This is a genomic window from Bradyrhizobium sp. SZCCHNRI3052, from assembly GCF_032484895.1.
Lineage (GTDB): Bacteria > Pseudomonadota > Alphaproteobacteria > Rhizobiales > Xanthobacteraceae > Bradyrhizobium.
On sequence record NZ_JAUETW010000001.1, the window covers coordinates 775,152 to 793,021 of the forward strand.

At 63.5% G+C, this 17,870-nt stretch carries 14 protein-coding genes and 1 pseudogene; 8 read left to right on the top strand and 7 right to left on the bottom strand.

Going from position 1 to position 17,870, the window contains the following annotated elements:
- Window positions 1–34 precede the first annotated feature (34 nt).
- Window positions 35–322 (top strand): succinate dehydrogenase assembly factor 2, encoded by a 288-nt coding sequence (locus QW887_RS03680; protein WP_315751602.1) that lies wholly within the window; start codon window positions 35–37, stop codon window positions 320–322.
- On the top strand, window positions 322–3,837 hold the full coding sequence (mfd, locus tag QW887_RS03685) for a transcription-repair coupling factor (RefSeq protein WP_316194187.1): 3,516 nt from the start codon (window positions 322–324) through the stop codon (window positions 3,835–3,837). Before QW887_RS03680 ends, mfd begins: the two co-directional genes overlap by 1 nt.
- A gap of 12 nt (window positions 3,838–3,849) precedes the next feature.
- On the opposite strand, the gene QW887_RS03690 is transcribed toward mfd, so the two are convergent.
- Window positions 3,850–4,071 (bottom strand): hypothetical protein, encoded by a 222-nt coding sequence (locus QW887_RS03690; RefSeq protein WP_315751600.1) that lies wholly within the window; start codon window positions 4,069–4,071, stop codon window positions 3,850–3,852.
- Window positions 4,072–4,346: 275 nt separating this feature from the next.
- On the opposite strand from QW887_RS03690, the gene QW887_RS34865 reads away from it, so the two are divergent.
- Window positions 4,347–4,493 carry a DUF2283 domain-containing protein gene (locus QW887_RS34865; protein ID WP_410051202.1) on the top strand — a complete coding sequence of 49 codons (147 nt, stop codon included), beginning with the start codon at window positions 4,347–4,349 and terminating at the stop codon, window positions 4,491–4,493.
- An 86-nt stretch (window positions 4,494–4,579) separates the two neighbouring features.
- Here the strand turns inward: QW887_RS34865 and QW887_RS03695 are convergent, their stop codons facing one another.
- Window positions 4,580–4,873, bottom strand: a complete 294-nt coding sequence (locus QW887_RS03695) for a hypothetical protein (protein WP_315751599.1) — start codon at window positions 4,871–4,873, stop codon at window positions 4,580–4,582.
- Between the two features lie 341 nt (window positions 4,874–5,214).
- On the opposite strand from QW887_RS03695, the gene QW887_RS03700 reads away from it, so the two are divergent.
- Window positions 5,215–7,329, top strand: a complete 2,115-nt coding sequence (locus tag QW887_RS03700; RefSeq protein WP_315751598.1) for an MASE1 domain-containing protein — start codon at window positions 5,215–5,217, stop codon at window positions 7,327–7,329.
- On the opposite strand, the gene QW887_RS03705 is transcribed toward QW887_RS03700, so the two are convergent.
- Window positions 7,324–7,986 carry a response regulator transcription factor gene (locus tag QW887_RS03705; RefSeq protein WP_315751597.1) on the bottom strand — a complete coding sequence of 221 codons (663 nt, stop codon included), beginning with the start codon at window positions 7,984–7,986 and terminating at the stop codon, window positions 7,324–7,326. The two genes, QW887_RS03700 and QW887_RS03705, sit on opposite strands and share 6 nt — an antisense overlap.
- Before the next feature lie 581 nt (window positions 7,987–8,567).
- On the opposite strand from QW887_RS03705, the gene opgC reads away from it, so the two are divergent.
- Both opgC and QW887_RS03715 read left to right on the top strand, forming a co-directional pair.
- Window positions 8,568–9,941: an OpgC domain-containing protein gene (gene opgC / locus QW887_RS03710; protein ID WP_315751596.1), complete on the top strand. Its 1,374-nt coding sequence runs from the start codon at window positions 8,568–8,570 to the stop codon at window positions 9,939–9,941.
- 408 nt (window positions 9,942–10,349) lie between these two features.
- Window positions 10,350–10,481, top strand: a pseudogene (locus QW887_RS03715) (IS3 family transposase); the annotation flags it as partial.
- Window positions 10,482–10,534: 53 nt separating this feature from the next.
- On the opposite strand, the gene QW887_RS03720 reads toward QW887_RS03715, so the two are convergent.
- The 3 genes from QW887_RS03720 to QW887_RS03730 form a co-directional block, all read right to left on the bottom strand.
- Window positions 10,535–11,767 carry a GGDEF domain-containing protein gene (locus tag QW887_RS03720; RefSeq protein ID WP_316194188.1) on the bottom strand — a complete coding sequence of 411 codons (1,233 nt, stop codon included), beginning with the start codon at window positions 11,765–11,767 and terminating at the stop codon, window positions 10,535–10,537.
- A gap of 113 nt (window positions 11,768–11,880) precedes the next feature.
- Complete coding sequence (locus QW887_RS03725; RefSeq protein ID WP_316185042.1) at window positions 11,881–13,389, bottom strand: class I adenylate-forming enzyme family protein; 1,509 nt, start codon at window positions 13,387–13,389, stop codon at window positions 11,881–11,883.
- Window positions 13,390–13,440: 51 nt separating this feature from the next.
- Window positions 13,441–15,267, bottom strand: a complete 1,827-nt coding sequence (locus QW887_RS03730) for an extracellular solute-binding protein (RefSeq protein WP_316185043.1) — start codon at window positions 15,265–15,267, stop codon at window positions 13,441–13,443.
- 261 nt (window positions 15,268–15,528) lie between these two features.
- On the opposite strand from QW887_RS03730, the gene QW887_RS03735 reads away from it, so the two are divergent.
- Window positions 15,529–16,305, top strand: coding sequence for an invasion associated locus B family protein (locus QW887_RS03735; protein WP_315757443.1), 777 nt, complete (start codon window positions 15,529–15,531; stop codon window positions 16,303–16,305).
- Window positions 16,306–16,436: 131 nt separating this feature from the next.
- Here the strand turns inward: QW887_RS03735 and hspQ are convergent, their stop codons facing one another.
- Entirely contained in the window at window positions 16,437–16,769 is a 333-nt protein-coding gene (gene hspQ / locus QW887_RS03740) for a heat shock protein HspQ (RefSeq protein ID WP_316185045.1), read from the bottom strand.
- A 144-nt stretch (window positions 16,770–16,913) separates the two neighbouring features.
- Here hspQ and QW887_RS03745 point away from each other — a divergent pair, with 144 nt between their 5' ends.
- Window positions 16,914–17,867, top strand: coding sequence for an AEC family transporter (locus QW887_RS03745; protein ID WP_316185047.1), 954 nt, complete (start codon window positions 16,914–16,916; stop codon window positions 17,865–17,867).
- The last annotated feature ends 3 nt before the right edge of the window (window positions 17,868–17,870 follow it).

A 17,870-nucleotide genomic window follows, 5' to 3' on the forward strand; every position in this document is an offset into this window, starting at 1 on the left:
CCGGGCTTTTGGCGTTGAACAGCAGGATGTCGCGATGACCGGAACGACCCGATCGAGCCAAGGCCTTGACGACCGCCGCAAGCGGCTCCTGTTCCGCTGCTGGCATCGCGGCACCCGCGAGATGGATCTGATCCTCGGCCGCTTTGCCGACGCCGAGATCGGCGCCCTCAGCGAAGGCGAGCTGGCCGAGCTCGAGCAACTGCTCGAAGTCCCCGACCCGGACTTCTATGCCGCGGTCACCGGCGCCCGGCCGCTGCCGCCGGAGCAGACTCCGGCGCTGTTCGAGCGCATCAAGGCGTTCCGCGCGGTGGGCGCCGATTGATGAAGAGCCCGGTCAAGTCGCCCGCCGAGCACCTCGCGCCGGGGCGCGCGCTCACGCTCGCCAACGTCGCGGAGGGCGCCGAAGGCCTCGTCGTCTCCGACCTCGCGCGCGCCACCGCGGCCAAGCCGAAGCCGCCGGCGGTGAGCCTCGCCGTGGTCTGCCGCGACGGCAACCGGATGCAGCAGCTGGCGCGAGCGCTCGACTTCTTCGCGCCGGATCTGCCGGTGATGCAGTTCCCGGCCTGGGACTGCCAGCCCTATGACCGCGTCTCGCCACATGGCGGCATCCTCGCCCAGCGCGTGACCACGCTGGCACGGCTGTCGCGCCTCGCCGGCAGCGACAAGCCGCTGATCGTGCTGACCACCGTCAACGCCATCGTGCAGCGCGTCCCCTCGCGCGACACCATGGCGGGGCAGGCGCTGTCGGTCGCTCCGGGCCATGTCGTGCCGATGGATTCGGTGATCGCCTGGCTCGAGCACAATGGCTACCACCGCTCGTCGACCGTCCGCGAAAGCGGCGAATATGCCGTGCGTGGCGGCATCCTCGACCTGTTCCCGGCCGGCCTCGACCAGCCCGTGCGCTTCGACTTTTTCGGCGATAGCCTGGAATCGATCCGCACCTTCGACGCCGAGACCCAGCGCACCCTGCTCGACATGCGCTCGCTCGACCTCGTGCCCGTTTCCGAATTCCAGCTCGTCACCGACACCATCCGCCGCTTCCGCATGGGCTATGTCGCCGAGTTCGGCGCGCCGGAGCGCGACGATGCGCTGTACGAGGCCGTCAGCGAAGGCCGCCGCTATCCGGGCATGGAGCACTGGCTGCCGCTGTTCCACGACAAGATGGAGACCTTGTTCGACTATCTGCCGAACACACCCATCGTGATCGAGCCGCAGGGCGAGGATGCCGCGCGCGAGCGCTTCAAGCAGATCATCGATTATTACGACGCGCGCCGCGAGGCGATGGAGCATCCCGGCGGCGGGGCGATCTACAAGCCGCTGACGGTCGACCGCCTCTATCTGACGTCCTCCGAATGGGCCGAGCGGCTCGCCGCCGTCCCGCTGGCGCGTGTCACTCCGTTCGCGGTGCCGGAGAGCGCCAACGTCGTCGACATCGGCGCGCGACAGGGCCGCAACTTCGCGCCCGAGCGCAACGATTCCGCCGTCAACGTATTCGAGGCCGTGGTGGCGCACGTGCAAGCGCTGCAATCGGTGCGCAAGAAGGTCGTGATCGCGCTGTGGAGCGAAGGCTCGCGCGACCGCATGGCGAGCATGCTGAAGGATCACAAGCTGATCCATGTCACCAGCGTCAACACCTGGCGCGTGGTGCAGGCGACGCCGCGCAACGAGACCACGCTCGCGGTGCTCGGTCTCGAGACCGGCTTCGAGACCGATCAGATCGCGGTCATCTCCGAGCAGGACATTCTCGGCGACCGCCTGGTGCGGCCGCGCCGGGCGAGCCGCAAGCTCGACAATTTCATCTCGGAGGTGACGAGCCTCGCGATCGGCGACATCGTCGTTCATGTCGATCACGGCATCGGCCGCTTCGTCGGGCTGCAGACGCTCGAGGTCGCCGGCGCGCCGCATGACTGTCTCGAGCTGCGCTACGCCGGCGAAACGAAGCTGTATCTGCCGGTCGAGAACATCGAGCTGTTGTCGCGCTACGGTTCCGACCAGACCAATGTCGAGCTCGACAAGCTCGGCGGCTCCGGCTGGCAAACACGCAAGGCCAAGCTCAAGAACCGAATCCGCGAGATGGCCGGCGAGCTGATCAAGATCGCCGCCGAACGCATGCTGCACGAGGCGCCGAAGCTGCCGGTGCAGGCCGGCCTCTATGACGAGTTCTGCGCGCGCTTCCCCTATGACGAGACCGAGGACCAGCTCGCCGCGATCCAGGCGACGCTCGCCGATCTCGAAGCGGGACGGCCGATGGACCGGCTGGTCTGCGGCGACGTCGGTTTCGGCAAGACCGAGGTGGCGTTGCGGGCCGCGTTCGCGGTCGCGCTCGACGGCAAGCAGGTCGCAGTCGTCGTGCCGACCACGCTGCTCGCGCGCCAGCATGCAAAGACTTTCGCTGAGCGCTTCAAGGGCTTTCCGGTCAACGTCGCACAGGCGTCGCGGCTGGTCAGCACCAAGGAGCTCAATCAGGTCAAGAAGGGCCTCGCCGACGGCTCGGTCGACATCGTCGTCGGCACCCACGCGCTGCTCGGCAAGGCGATCAAGTTCCGCGATCTCGGCCTCGTCATCGTCGACGAGGAGCAGCATTTCGGCGTCAGCCACAAGGAGCGGCTCAAGCAGCTGCGCGCCGAGGTGCATGTGCTGACCCTGTCGGCAACGCCGATCCCGCGCACCTTGCAGCTCGCACTCACCGGTGTGCGCGAGTTGTCGATCATCGCCTCGCCGCCAGTCGATCGTCTCGCCGTTCGCACCTTCGTCGCGCCGCATGATCCCGTGATGATCCGCGAGGCGCTCTTACGCGAGCGCTATCGCGGTGGCCAGGCGTTCTACGTGGTGCCGCGCATCGACGATCTCGCCGAGGTCAAGGAGTTCCTCGACAAGACCGTGCCGGAGATGAAGGTCGCCGTCGCGCACGGCCAGATGGCGCCGACCGTGATCGAGGACATCATCGGGGCGTTCTACGACGGCAAGTTCGACATCCTGCTGTCGACCACGATCGTCGAATCCGGCCTCGACATTCCCCGCGCCAACACGCTGATCGTACACCGTGCCGACATGTTCGGCCTTGCCCAGCTCTATCAGCTGCGCGGCCGCGTCGGCCGCTCCAAGCTGCGCGCTTATGCGCTGTTCACCCTGCCGTCGACGCACAAGATCAGCCCACTGGCCGAAAAGCGCCTGGGCGTGCTGCAGTCGCTGGAGACGCTGGGGGCCGGCTTCCAGCTCGCCAGCCACGACCTCGACATCCGCGGCGCCGGCAATCTGCTGGGCGACGAACAGTCCGGCCACATCAGGGAGGTCGGCTTCGAGCTCTATCAGTCGATGCTGGAGGAGGCGATCGAGAACCTCAAGGCCGGCATCACCGAGCCGACGGTCGACCGCTGGTCGCCGCAGATCACGATCGGCATGCCCGTGCTGATCCCCGAGGACTACGTCTCCGACCTCTCCGTGCGGCTGTCGCTGTACCGCCGGCTCGCCGATCTCGAGACCGACGAGGAGATCGAGAATTTCGCCGCCGAGCTGCGCGACCGCTTCGGCAAGCTGCCGGACGAGACGCGCTATCTGTTCAAGGTCGCCGCGATCAAGAACTACTGCCGCCGCGCCAATGTCGAGAAGGTCGATGCCGGCCCGAAGGGCGCCGTCATCGCCTTCCGCGACAACAGTTTTGCCTATCCGGAGCGCCTCGTCGCCTTCATCAAGCGCCACGGCCAGGCCGCCAAGGTGCGCCCGGACATGAAGGTCGTGTTCCTGCAGGTCTGGGAGACTCCGGAAGAGCGGCTGGCCGGGACCACGGATATTCTGAAGGAGCTGGCGGAGCTCGCGGAGAAGAAGAAGGCGGCGTAGCGGAATGGAGCGTTAGCGAAGCATCCAGCCGAAATGCAACGCAAGGCTGGCGATCGTGAAGACTGAGACGATCGCGATCACGCTGATCCAGTCGGTCTGATCGCGAGATTGTCTGTTCTGCATCGCGCCATCCTTCGCTTCGTCAGACGCCCCCGAACGAAGGGTGATAGCATCAGACGAGTGGGGCAAATGCGCGATCTGAAGATGCCAGTGTTCGGTTGAGATCGTGGCCAAGCCGATGAGATCTGACGACCGAAGTCAGGATATGCGAGCCACGCGCACACGCCGTGTCTTGGACTTGCTGGAAGCGATCCCTTACAATTTATGGTACGCTCGGCTAATTTCTTGGGATCGCGGGCACGGCGCCGTCTTGCGCTCACATATGGCGAGATCGTGCATGCGCGTGTACCCACCTTACGGACATTGATGCGCCTGCTTGGGAGATGTCGATGACGCAACGTAACATCGCACTTCGCGTTAGTGCAGACGATCCGAACGTGGCGTATCTGATGTTGCCTGAGCATCCCGGGTCAGGAACGAAGGGGTGCTCTGCCAGGCAAGTACCATTGTCTGACCTTCTTTCATACGTTGGCGCCGACATAATCCTGGATCTCGATGCGGATGGGCGGCTCATCGGAATTGAAGTGCTTGCCTGAGGCAGGCTTACTAGTGGGCTTCACGACGCCGCGCGCTGCGGCTCGCCATAGACCCGGGCCAGCAGCGTGCGTGCGGTGTCGCCCTGCTACAGCGCGGCGACGGTCACCGCCGTCTCCATGCGCGCGTTGCGCTTGCCATGCGAGGTATGGCGCATCACGGCTCGACAGCCGCCGCACGATCGCATGGCCGAACGCAGATCGGTCTCGGCGAACACGACCACGACCGAGCCGTTGTCCTCGTGGGTCCCGAAATCCATCCGGCGCATCAGCCGGCTGATGATGCGCCCGCCGTCATATTGGGCGCGGGGGTCGAAGTGATCGAAGGCGAAGCGCGCGACGGCAAGGCCGCCGCCATTCTTCAGCCGCCAACCTCCCCGCAACGGGCGATCGGCGGCGCAACCCCGACCAGCTCCGCCAATCGCCCGTTGCTGCACCCGCGCCACTCGGCGTCAAACAGGACTCTAAATCCTACCGGATGAAACTTCGGTGGCAGGTCAGTTGCAGAACAGGGCGGGCCTGCGATGCTCGCCGGTATCGGCATCATGCGAGCGCTAGCTAAGTCCGGCTCGAACGCGTGTGCAACCTTGAGATGGTCGCACGAGTCCCTAAAGAGGATTAATGTTTCACAGATTTTTATCAACGAGATCAGTTTCGCAGATCTTCAAGAAGATCAAAGGTCAGTTGTGGGGGGCGATCCAACTGCCTAGTTCAGGCATCGACGATGTCCGATCCACGATCACTATCGCCGGAGATAAATTTCCGCCGAGGCATTAGCTATGCCGGCGGTCTGGTCGCAATTGGACTGATCTATTTCGCCCTGGCAAAAGGTGGCCTTGCTCTCGCCTCTATTCATCCCAGTGCAACGCCAATTTGGCCACCGACAGGTGTCGCGCTGGCGGCGGTGCTGTTGTGGGGATATCGGACTTGGCCCGCAATTTTCACGGCGGCGGTGATCGCCAATGCGACGACCGCCGGCTCGGTTGCCACCGCGATTGCGATTGCGACCGGTAACTCTCTTGAAGCGGTTGTTGGCGCTTACCTAATCAATCGATGGTCGAGCGGATGTAATACGTTTTCGACGCCATATTCTGTCGCGAAGTTTACCCTGATTTGCCTCGTGATCGCGACACCGATCAGCGCCAGCATTGGACTGTCCAGCCTGGCAACCGCCGGGTACATCGAACGGACGAATTTCGCAAACGCCTGGGTCACATGGTGGCTGGGAGATGTGACCGGCGCGCTGGTCATTGCCCCCGTTATCGTGCTTTGGGCATCAAGCCCCTACCATGCTTTCAACCGCAAGGAATTCTTGGAGACGGTCGGCGTCCTCGCAACAGCGGCGGCTGTTGGACTCATTGCTTTCAGCCCCCTGATCGAGCAAACGCCGAGCCGAAATCCACTGGGTTTTCTCGCGATCCTGCCAATGTTGTGGGCGGCGCTGCGCTGCGGTCCACGTGACACCGCAACGGTTGCGCTGGTGCTTGCGGGGATCACGATTTGGGGGACGCTCACGGGCGGCGGCCCCTTCACGACCGTGGATCTCAACGTTTCATTCCTGCTGGTATTGATGTTTTTGATCAGTATTGCCGTTCCAAGCTTGCTACTGAGCGCCGACGTCGAGGTGCGCAAGAAAGCGGAGGAAAGTCTGCGCCACGCGCAGATGGAACTCGAACGGAAGGTCGCTGAGCGTACGCAAGAGCTGGAGCTCGCCAATGCAGCCAAATCGCGCTTTCTTGCCATGGCAAGCCATGATTTGCGGCAGCCATTACATGCACTAGGCCTGTTCGTTGCACAGCTGCGCACGCCGCTCAAATCGGGGGAAAGGACAAAGACGATCGAGCGGATCGATGCAACGCGCAAAGAAATGGATGAAATGTTCAACTCGCTCCTGGATATTTCCAGGCTCGATGCTGGAATCCTTACACCCAAAATTACCGAATTCCCGATCGCGCGCCTGTTGCAAACAATTGAGACTACGTTTGATCAGGCAACGCGAGAAAAAGGCTTGCGTCTACGCGTTCGGCGAAGTGACGCCTGGGTGCGGAGCGACGCCATGCTGCTCGAACGCATACTGCTCAATCTGGTATCCAATGCTGTGCGCTATACGTCACGGGGCGGGATCATCGTCGGATGTCGTCGGCGCGGTGAAATGTTGCGTATCGAAGTATGGGATAGCGGTCCCGGCATTCCTGAGGATCAGAAGCAGAATATCTTTGGCGAGTTTTTTCAACTACCCGGCCCAGAACGGAACCGGTACGGCGGCCTGGGGCTCGGCCTGGCTATTGTCGACAGGCTTCGCGTACTTCTCAACCATCAAGTCGACTTAGCTTCGACTGTGGGCCGAGGTTCGCGATTCTCAATCCTGATTCCGATGGCCGATAAATGCGTCAGGTCCACTGAGCCCGTCGACTCACCTCGCCCCGCAGCGGTCGAAGGTAAGGTAATTCTTGTTATTGCCGATGCTCCAATTGTGCGAGAGGAGACGGGCGGATTGCTTGGCAAATGGGGATACTCCGTCCTTACCGCCGGATCCGACGAAGCTGCGCTCATCCGACTGGCTGAGCGCCAACAACGCCTCGATCTTATAATCTCGGACTATCATCTTGCCAGCGGAAAGACCGGTATCCGAGCAATTGAACAAATTAGTGCGGCGTTTGGCTCGTCAATTCCAGCTATCCTCACCAGCGGCGATACGGCACCCGAACCATTACGTGACGCTAAGGACAGAGGGTACATTTTGCTGCACAAACCTGTCGACCCAATGCGGCTCCGCGCTGTCATGCACGAGTTCTTGAGGGATCAAGGCGATAGGAGAGACACCGGGGCGGCGTTATGAATCAGATTTCGGCGACAAGTCCCAGCCCATTTTTCCTACTTCTATTACTGCCTCGGTGCGACTCGTTACATTGAGTGCCTTGAGAACGACCGTGATGTGGTTCTTCACGGTCGGCACGGCCATATCGAGGGTCTTGGCAATGATCTTGTTGCTTTTTCCCTTCATCAGGAGCGCAAGCACTTCAATCTGCCGATCGGTCAACCCGAGACCCTTGGGAGAGTCCCGCGTCGCTAGCTTATTTGCAGGCCGCGGAGACGTTGGTTCCTCAAGTATCTCCGAGGGAATGTAAATGCCGCCAGAGAACACTAACTTGATGGCGTTGAGCATGACCTCACGTTCGGTAGTTTTCGGGATGAAACCCAGAGCGCCAAGTTTGAAGGCACGCTTGACTGTATCTTGATCATCCGAGGACGAGAGAATGACGATAGCAATGGTCGCATAGCGGTCACGCAGTTCGCGGAGGACAGAGAAGCCATCTCGATCAGGCAAATTGATATCAAGCAAAATGAGGCTGATGTCAGGATGTTCCTCGACTATGTGCACTGCCTCACGGCCGTTCGAAGCTTCAAAAATGACGGAGTCTCGCTTCAGTTGTTTCACGACAGCGTGCAACGCCTCGCGGATTAATGCATGGTCGTCGACAATAAGAACTTTCATAAAAGCTCTCCGTCATCCCATTGCACGGAGATCCAACTCAAAAAACATACACCCACCTTCGGGTCTTTGGCGAGGAAGAAGCTGGCGGAAGACTGGCTCTCGATACCGTCTATCCACCATCATCCTTGGCCCAACCAGCGGTTCGCCGCCGGGCACTCAAGGTAGGAGCCGAATGCCGTTGTGTGGTGTAATTGTAGTCACCGCACGGTAGGAGCGCGAGTACGGACCACGAAAGTCGTGGGACTCAGGGTCTCCTTCGCCTGTAGGCAAAGGTGATTGATGCCGAGATCTGTACGGTACCTTGATCATAGGACCTAGGAACCTCTCTCTGTGGACCTCCGGCTGATTTACGCGCTCTGCCGTTTGAACGATGATCGTCAAACGGACAGCCTCACGCGCCAGCAGGTTCTACCAAGCGCCGCCAGCCGCCATATGATCATTATCGTAATAGCTTTGGTGGCCGGGGTCGGCGTGAAGCAAATCTAGATTGCGGCGTTGTCACGATCCGGCAGCGCGGCGGTGACTTTCTGTCAAATTCGGTCCCTCTTGAAGCGTGCTCGTACGCCGGACGGGGCAATCAGATGCATGATCGAACTGCCGACCTGAAGCCATCGGTAGGCGCGTTGCCGGAGCTGAAAGGCTACGGCCGCGATTTGCGCATTGATGCCTGCCGCGGCATCGCGCTCTGGTGCATCTTTCTTGATCATGTCCCCAACAACATCGGGAGCTGGCTGACACTGCGGAACTACGGCTTCAGCGATGCCGCGGAAGTGTTCATGTTCGTGTCGGGCGTAACCTGCGCGTTGGCCTACGGCAAGGCATGGCGCTGCGGGGGGTGGACCGGCGTGATCGGCCGGACGCTGTGGCGAAGCTGGGATATTTATGTCGCATTTCTGCTGCTCACGCTCGCCTGCGCCATCATGGTTCACCTCGCAGGCGGCGGCCATCTTGCCGACGAGAGCAATACGCGCATTCTGTTGGAACAGCCGGGCGTGACGCTCGCGCACGCGGCGATCCTGCAATACTGCCCCGTCAACACCGACGTCTTGCCGCTCTTCGTGCTTTATCACCTTTTGTTCGCGCCGCTGCTGTGGCTGCTGCTGCGAGCGCCGAACGCAACGCTCGGCGCGTCGCTGTTGCTTTACGCACTGGTGCACGTCTTCGGATGGACCATCCCGGCATGGCCGAACGGCCACTGGGCCTTCAATCCGCTGGCTTGGCAGCTGCTGGTCGTGCTTGGCGTGTGGTGGATGATCGAAGACAAGAGAGCCCGGCCATGGGTGACCTCACGCACCGCGCTTGTGGCTGCCGCTCTCTATCTGGTGTTCAGCCTCATCATCGCATTGAGCTGGAGCATCAAACCGCTGGAAGCGCTGGTCCCGCAGGCGCTGCTGACGCTGCTTTACCCGATGGACAAATCTAATCTCGATCCATTGCGACTGCTGCATTTCTTGGCCCTTGCGGTTTTGGTGGTATGGTTAGTGCCTCGCAATTGGCGAGGGCTGACGACGGCGGTGATGCGCGGCGCCGTTCTCTGTGGCCAGAACTCGCTGCCAATCTACTGCCTCGGCGTTCTGCTGACGTTCGCCAGCCGCCTGGCGCTGCTCGGCATCTCGGAGGGGCTGACGATGCAGATCGCGCTCAGTGTTGGCGGCGTCCTGGTGATGATCGTGGCGGCGACGCTGCTGAACTTGATCAAGATCAAGCCGAGGCAGCAGCCGGACGCGAAGCCCGTCGAGCAGACAACCAGGTTTGAGCTGGTCGTCAATCTCAAGACAGCCAAGGCGCTCGGCGTTGACATTCCGTCCACGCCGCCCGCCTCGGGCCGACGAGGTGGCCGAACAAAGATGCTGTTTGCTCCGGTGCGCGAGTCCGGCTGCGGCGCTGATCCAGCGCCAGCAATCGCGCACGCCTTCGGGCCACCAGCGAAAACTGTGGGTCAGGTCGTGAATTAGTTCACAAGGACTGTGGAGCCTGCCCTTTCTTCTTCCGGCCATCGTACAGGAGCCAAGGCCATGATTTCCCACCCAAGGACCCACAAGGGAGCGGTGCTGATCGCGGCGTGCGTGATGTTTGCCAGCGTAGCGGCATTATTGTCGGTCAACGTGACGTCACCCACTAGCTCCGCGCTCGGCGCTGACTGGCAGTGCAGCCGGCTTGCGCTCGTTATCACGATCTGCACCCATGTGCGTGCACACGAGACCGTTTCAACTGGCGTGCGCAAGCGGACCTGGTACCCGGAATCATAGCTCGGTGATACGGCGGTCTTTGAAGCGGCGTTGCCGGGCCTTTTTCTTGGTCCAGACGAAGGGCTCAGATCTGACGTTATATGCTTTGTTGTAGTGACCTGCCCCTAGGAGTTTGCGGCCTATGCGGCCAACCTCACCGCAACGGGCGATCGGATGCGCAACCCCCACCAGCTCCGCCAATCGCCCGTTGCTGCACCCGCGCCACTCGGCGTAAAACCCAACAGGACTCTAAATGCTCCTGGATGAAACTTCGGTGGCAGGTCACTCGCAATGACGCCCGTGACGCAGGCAACATCGTTCTATGAAGCCGCGCGTTGCGCCTCGCCGTAGACGCGGGCCAGCAAGGTGCGCGCGGTGTCGCCCGGCTGCAGCGCGGCGACGGTGACCGAAGGCTCCGTGCGCGTGTCGCGTTTGCCGTGCGAGGTGTGGCGCATCACACTGGAGAGGCGGCGGGCGATGGCGTGGGCCGAGCGCAGATCCGTCTCGGCGAACACGACGACGACGGAGCCGTTGTCCTCGTGGGTGCCGAAATCCATCCGCCGCATCAGGCGGCTGATGATGCGGGCGCCGTCATACTGGGCGCGCGGATTGACCGGATCGAAGGCGAAGCGGGCCACCGCCAGGCTGCCGCCGCTCTTCTGGGTCTGACTGACGGCGGTGGCAAAGTCGCGCGCAAAAGCGTTACGGGTGAGCAGGCCGGTCTGCGGGTCGAGCATGCCGCCGGCTTCGATGGCGCGCAGCGTGCGGTTGAGGCGCGCTTCGAAGGCGTGCTGGCGGATCAAGGGCAGCGCGCTGGCCGCGATGTGCGCGGGAGCGCCGGCGATGATCTCGAGATTGGCGAGTTCCTGCAGCGGCGCCGGCTGGTTGGCAGTGACGACGACGGCAAGGTTGCGGAAGCGGGTGTCCTCGGCGAGCACCGCGAGGAACGCATCGACCACGCGCGGCGAAAACCCTTCGCCGAGCACGATGCCGTCGATGTCGCGGCTCGACAGATGTTTGGCGGCGGCTTCGATGCTCAGCGCGCCGACGACCGCCATGCGTTCGCCGAGCGCGACCGACAGGCCGGGCAGGGAGCTGCCGCGGCCGAGCAGCAGCACGGTCGCGTCATCGAGCGGATCTGTTTCCGGCAATGTGGCGTCGGGTGCTTTCTTCTCATTGAGACGGCGCAGCACGGTGGTGTGCAGCGTGCGGACGCGCAACGCCGCGCGCAGCCGCGCCAGCAGCCGCTCGTGATTGTCGCTGCCATGCAAGGGAATGGCGTGGTCGGGCAGGACAGCGCCACCGGGTGCGATGGCGATCAGCGGCACGTACGGCTTGCGCGCGCCGACATGACGCGAGAACGCCGCAAGCTCGGTTGCATCAGCATCCTCGACGACGGCAACGACCGCGGCCGGCTGAACCTTGGACATCATGCTGATCGCATCAGCCCAGCGCGTCTCGACGGAGGGGAGAATTTGCGCCACCGCGAGGGCCGCACTCAGCGAAGGCCGCGTGGACGAGGAGACGATGAGAAGCGGGCCTTGTGGGGACATCCAGGGAACTCAGGATACGCTGACGTTACATCGCGATCCTAGGGTCCCTCCCGTTAACGCAGCGTCAACACTGTTCCAAACATGACGGTTCCGTAGCTGTCCGGACGGCAGGATCAGCCGCCCGAGCCGGCGCGGTCGCGGAAGGCCTCGACCATCAGCGGATTGAGTCCCAGCTCGGCAAGCGCTTCCCGCGCGCGCGCATTGTCCATCGCGCGGCCCGCGAGGCGGTGACCGCTGAGACGGTCGGGCAGAGCGGTCAGCAGCGCGCCCTGGCCCAGCCGCCTCGACCATTCGTGCAGATCCTGGGCGAGGAAGCGGTAGCCGCCAACGGCCATCACGCCGGCCGGCGGCGCCGTGATCGAGATCGTGTCCTGGGCGCGGTCGAGGCGCACGGCGTATTCGGTGTCGACGTAGTCGCGCGGCGCTGCCGGCATCAGCGAGTCGCTCGGCGGTTGCGGCGGCGCGTAGGCGGCCAACACGACCATGGGCCCACGCAGCCCGAGCGTGCCCTTCGGCGTCACCAGGATCTCGCCGGCGATCGACGAGCCCGGCTGTTCGCGCGGCGCGCCCTGGCGGCCCGGCTTGACCGGCCCGGGACTGCCATCGGCCGCGGTGCGGCGCACGGCGAACAGTCCGGCTTCGCCGAACAGATAGACGTCGGTCATCTCGATGTCGCGCGTCTTCCACGATGCGCTCGACGCCACCTGCTCGGGCGCGCGCCACAGGCCGAGCACATAGCGCAGGTTCGGCAGCCGCGCGGCCAGATTGCCCTCGTCGAGACGCAAGGCGAGTTGAGCCGGGGCGACCAGCGTATCGCAGGCCAGCTCCGCGAGCTGCTGTTCCAGCGCGTCGGCGTCGAACGGGTGGTGCAGCGCAAGGGTGCCGCCGGACAACAGCCATGTCACGACCGAGGCGGCGAGGCCGGCGAATGACGACGGCAGGAAGGCCGACATCATGTTCACGCCCTGCGGCAGATCGCTCTCGAGCGAGACGGCGAGCCCACCGGCGATCAGGCTCAAATGGGTGCGCGGCACGGCGCGGAAGCCGTCGGCGGTCACGTCGAAGGAGACGATCGCGGCCTTGCGGCCGTCCGGCATGAGCCCGCGCGTCGAGCGCGAGGGTTTTGCGATCGACTGGTCCAGCGAATACATCCCCTCGGGCAGGTCGGAGCCGAAGCCGCAGACGTGGCGGATCGAGAACGCCTCCGCCGCCGCATTCATCGCGAGATCGGAGTGAATCACGCCGTCGATCTTCGACATCGTGACGATGGCGCGCGCGCTGGTGCGGTTCAGCGCCGCCACGAGCTCCGACTGACGCCACAGCAGCGGGAACACGGCGACCACGAGGCCGGCACGATGCGCGGCCAGTACCGTCAGCACGAACTCGATCGTGTTGGGCAGTTGGACCGCGATCACCGAATGAGCCGGCAGGCCGGCGTCGACGAAGTGCGCGGCCAACGCCGAGATCACGCGATCGGCTTCGGCATAGGTCAGGCGCATCGGCGGTCGCCCGGTGACGCGCTGCTTGTTGATCGGATCGACCAGCGCAACCGTATCCGGCTTGCGCGCCAGGATGCGTTGAAACAACGCGTCGAGCGTCGGCGACGTATTGGCCTGATTCACCTGTTGCCCCGTACTTTCACGGACCCGGCCACGACCAATTGCCCCGATTGGTCACTTCCGTGCCGGCTCCGGCCGCTGCCACCAGCTCTCCGGGAGCGCTCCCGTCAAAGCCGTCCTCTCTGGCCGTTCTATACGATTCCACCGCGCGATCCATTCCTCGGCGGCATTGAGCACTGGAATAGCGTAGAACCCCGCCATCAGGGTACGGTCCAATGCGCGAACCGTCGAGATAAATTCCGGCCTGTCGCGGGCGCGCAACAGCGCCGCGATCATGGCGTCGATCGCCGGGTCCTTGGCGCCCATGTAGTTGCGGGTTCCGGTGCGGTCGGCGGCCTCGCTGCCCCAATAGAACGCCTGCTCGTTGCCGGGAGACAGCGACTGGTCCCAGCGGTTCTGGATCATGTCGAACTCGAAGCTCAGGCGGCGCTGGTCGAACTGCACGGGATCGACGACCCTGACGGACGCATTGATGCCGGCCCGCTTGAGACTGCCGGCGTAAGCCAGCGCAATACGCTCCTGGTCGCGCGTCGTGACCAGGATCTCGAAGGCGAGGGGGGCCCGCGTCGTCCGATACCGCAAGACCGTCCCGTCGAAGCCATAGCCGGCCTCGCCAAGCAGATCGAGCGCCGCCTTCAGCGTTGCGCGGTCGCGGCCGGACCCGTCGGTGATCGGCAGGCGGTAGCTGCCGTCCATGATATCGGGGGGGATCTGCGCGGCGTACGGCTTCAACAGATCGAGCTCGGCCGCATCGGCTGGACGTCCATAGGCCGAAAGCTCGGATCCGGCGAAATAGCCACCGCTGCGGCGGTACAGCCCGAAGAAGTAGTTGCGGTTGATCCATTCGAAATCGAACAGCAGCGTCAGCGCACGGCGCACCTTCACGTCGGCGAACACCGGCCGCCGCGTGTTGAACACCAGGAACTGCGAGGGCTGCGGCATCCCCGAGGTGAAGCTGTCGCGGATGACCTCGCCATTGCGCGCGGCCGGGAAGTCGTAGCCGTCGTGCCAGCGCAGCGGTTCGGTCTCGACGCGGAAGTCGTACAGCCCGCGCTTGAAGGCTTCGAACTGTCCATTGGACTCGCGGTAGTAATCGAGCCGGACCTCGTCGAAGTTCCACAATCCGCGGTTGACCGGCAGGTCGCGTCCCCAATAGTCCGGATTGCGGGTGAGGGTGACACTGGATCCCGGCTGCACCGCGGTGACACGATACGGGCCCGACCCGAGCGGCGCGGTCATCGTCGTGTCCTCGAAGCTCGCCAGGTCGGTCGCGTGCTTCGCCAAAATCGGCATCAGGCCGAGGATCAGCGGCAACTCGCGGTCCTCGGCGCCGCCGAAATCGAACCGGATGGTCAGCGGATCAAGCACGTCGACCCTGGCGACCTTGCCGTAGTATTGCCGGTGGTTGGGGCGGCCGTGATCACGCAGCAGCGCAAAGGAGAACGCCACGTCCTCGGCGCGCACCCGGCTGCCGTCGGAGAAACGGGCGCGCGGGTCGATCCGGAAGGTGACATAGGTCCTGTTCTCGTCGGTCTCGACGGTTTTCGCCAGCAGGCCATACAGCGTGAACGGCTCGTCATTGCCGCGGGTGAGCAGGCTCTCGACCACATAGCTGCGGATTTGCTGCACTGCGATGCCGCGGACGATGAACGGGTTCAGGCTATCGAAGGTGCCGAGCAGTCCCCAGACCAGACGACCGCCCTTGGGCGCGTCGGGATTCGCGTACGCCATGTGGTCGAAGTCGGCGGGCAAGGCCGGGTGACCATGCATGGCGATCGCCGCAGTTTCTGCCGCTTTCGCCATGGGAGTGTAGACCTCGGGCAACAATGCCAGGATGACGGCGACACATCGCACGGCCGCGCTGAACATGCGCTGCAGCATCAGGATCGGGGCGCAAGCATTTGATTCGGAACAGGTCACAAGGGGCTTTTACCACACGCTCGCCAGCGCTAGACCGCGGCTTCGACATGGTCTCGCGGCATTGATTCTTCCGCGCACCGCGTTAAGAAGGCGGGCGATTGAGTGAAGGCGGCAACGCCTGTCACTTAACCGCCTCATTTCCTGAGGAGACAGCCGCTTCAACGGCTTGGTGTGGCGCCTTTGGCGGTCTCGGGCGCTGCCGTTCAGAAAGGGTTTTCCGCAATGAATTTCCGTGACTTGGCCTCGTCGGTTGGGCCGCGTGGGCGGCTTGTCGCGCTGCTCGCGGTCACCGCGCTGGCCGTTTCCTTCGCTCCTTCGGTTGCGCAGGCTCAAGCGCCGAAGGCGAAGGCTCCGGCTGCCGCTCCCAAGGCTCCCGCTCCGGCCGCCCAGGCCCCTGCCACTCCTCCCGCCGGCGGCCAGCCTCAGGCCCAGGCTCAGCAGGAGATGCCGCAGCTGATCTATGCGCCGTGGACCAAGTTCTGCCTGAAGGGGCAGGATGCCAACGCCAAGCAGGTCTGCTTCATCGGCAAGGACGGCCGCATCGAATCCGGTCAGCCTGTGGTTGCAGCCGTCATCATCGAGCCCGAAGGCGAGCCGAAGAAGATCCTGCGTGTGACCCTGCCGCTCGGCATGCAGCTCCAGCCCGGAACCCGCATCGTCATCGACAACAACCAGTTCATGGAAGGCAAATACGTCATCTGCTTCCAGAACGGCTGCATGTCGGACTACGAAGCCACGCCTGAGTTCGTGAACAACCTGAAGAAGGGCCAGACCCTGTTTGTCCAGGCGATCAACTCGAACGGCACCGCGCTGACGCTGCCGCTGCCGCTGCAGGAAGGCAACAGCAGCTTCGCCAAAGCCTATGATGGCCCGCCGACCGACCCGAAGCAGTTCGAGGAGACCCAGAAGAAGCTGCAGGAAGAGCTGCAGAAGCGCGCCGAGGAGCAGCGCAAGAAGCTCGAGCAGACCCAGCCAGGCCAGCCGCAGGCGAAGCAGTAACGCCGGTCGGGTCCATACCGCAAAATCAAGGGCGCTCCATTCGGAGCGCCTTTTTCGTTCTGCGAACTGATGATGTGAGGGGAACTTGCGCGCCGGAACCAGCGCTGGGTTGAAACCCTCCGGTCGATAGGTCAGTTCATCAGCGAATTGCGCGGACGATAGCCGCCCGACTTGTCCTTGATGAAGATCTCCGCAACCTGGGAATGGCGGATCGGCTCGCCGGACTCGTCGGGAACCAGGTTCTGCTCGGAGACATAGGCGACGTATTCGGATTCCGCGTTCTCGGCCAGCAGGTGATAGAATGGCTGGTCCTTGTGCGGACGGACCTCCTCGGGAATCGACAACCACCATTCCTCGGTGTTGTTGAACTCCGGATCGATGTCAAAAATCACGCCCCGGAACGAGAACACCCGATGCCGGACGATCTGGCCGATCTGAAACTTGGCAGTTCGCGCTTTGATCATCCCAGTCGAATAGACCAGGATGGGGAGCGATGCTAGTGCCCCGCGGGCGGATTTGATCTAGACCAATCCGATTCGCGTCAAGCCGCGACGCCCCCGCATTCCAGGCCCTTCCCAGGCCCCCTCAGGGGGTCATCTTCCGAGCCCATGTTCGACATTCTCAATCTGGCCCTGCCTTATTTCGGCGTCGTTTTCATAGGCTTCGCCTGCGGTAAGTGGAGGAGGCTGCCCGAAGCCGGGCTCGCCTGGATGAACTTCTTCCTGCTCTACGTCTCGCTGCCCGCTTTGATGTTCAACCTCATCGCGCGCACGCCGTTCACGGAGCTGAGCAACCCTCCCTTCCTGGTTGCAACGACGCTCGCCACCATGCTCACCTTCGCCCTGGCGCTCGTGCTCGGCAAGGCCATCGGGCGGCTGTCGCTACGCGAGGCGACCATGGCCGGGCTCGCGGGCGGCTACGGCAACATCGGCTATATGGGGCCTGGGCTGGCGCTGGCCGTGCTCGGGACCAAGGCGGCGGCGCCGACCGCGCTGATCTTCTGCTGCGACAGCATCTTCCTGTTCTCGATCGTGCCGCTGCTCGTCGAGCTGACCGAGCGCGATCACGCCTCGGTGGCGCACGCGCTGCGCACGGTGCTGCGCCAGATCCTGCAGAACCCGCTGATCATGGCGACGGCAGCCGGCATCCTGGCGGCGGCGTTTCAGCTGCATCCGCCGACCGTGCTCGACCGCACCCTGCAGTTCCTGCAGAACGCCGCTGCGCCGACGGCGCTGTTCGCGCTCGGCGTGACCGTGGCGCTGCGCCCGTTCGAGCGGCTGCCCTGGGAGGTGCCGATCCTGACCGTGGTGAAGCTCGTCGTTCACCCGCTGCTGTCGTTCGGGCTGATGCTGCTGTTCGGGCCGTTCGCACAGCCTTGGGCGGCGACTGCGGTGCTGATGGCGGCGCTGCCGCCGGCGCTCAATGTGTTCGTGATCGCGCGCCAGAATGACAGCTGGATCGAGCCGGCCTCATCGGCGGTGCTGATCGGCACCTTCGCCTCGGTGATCACCCTGACCAGCGTGATGTGGCTGATCCAGACTGGCCGGCTGGTGTTTCCCTGACGG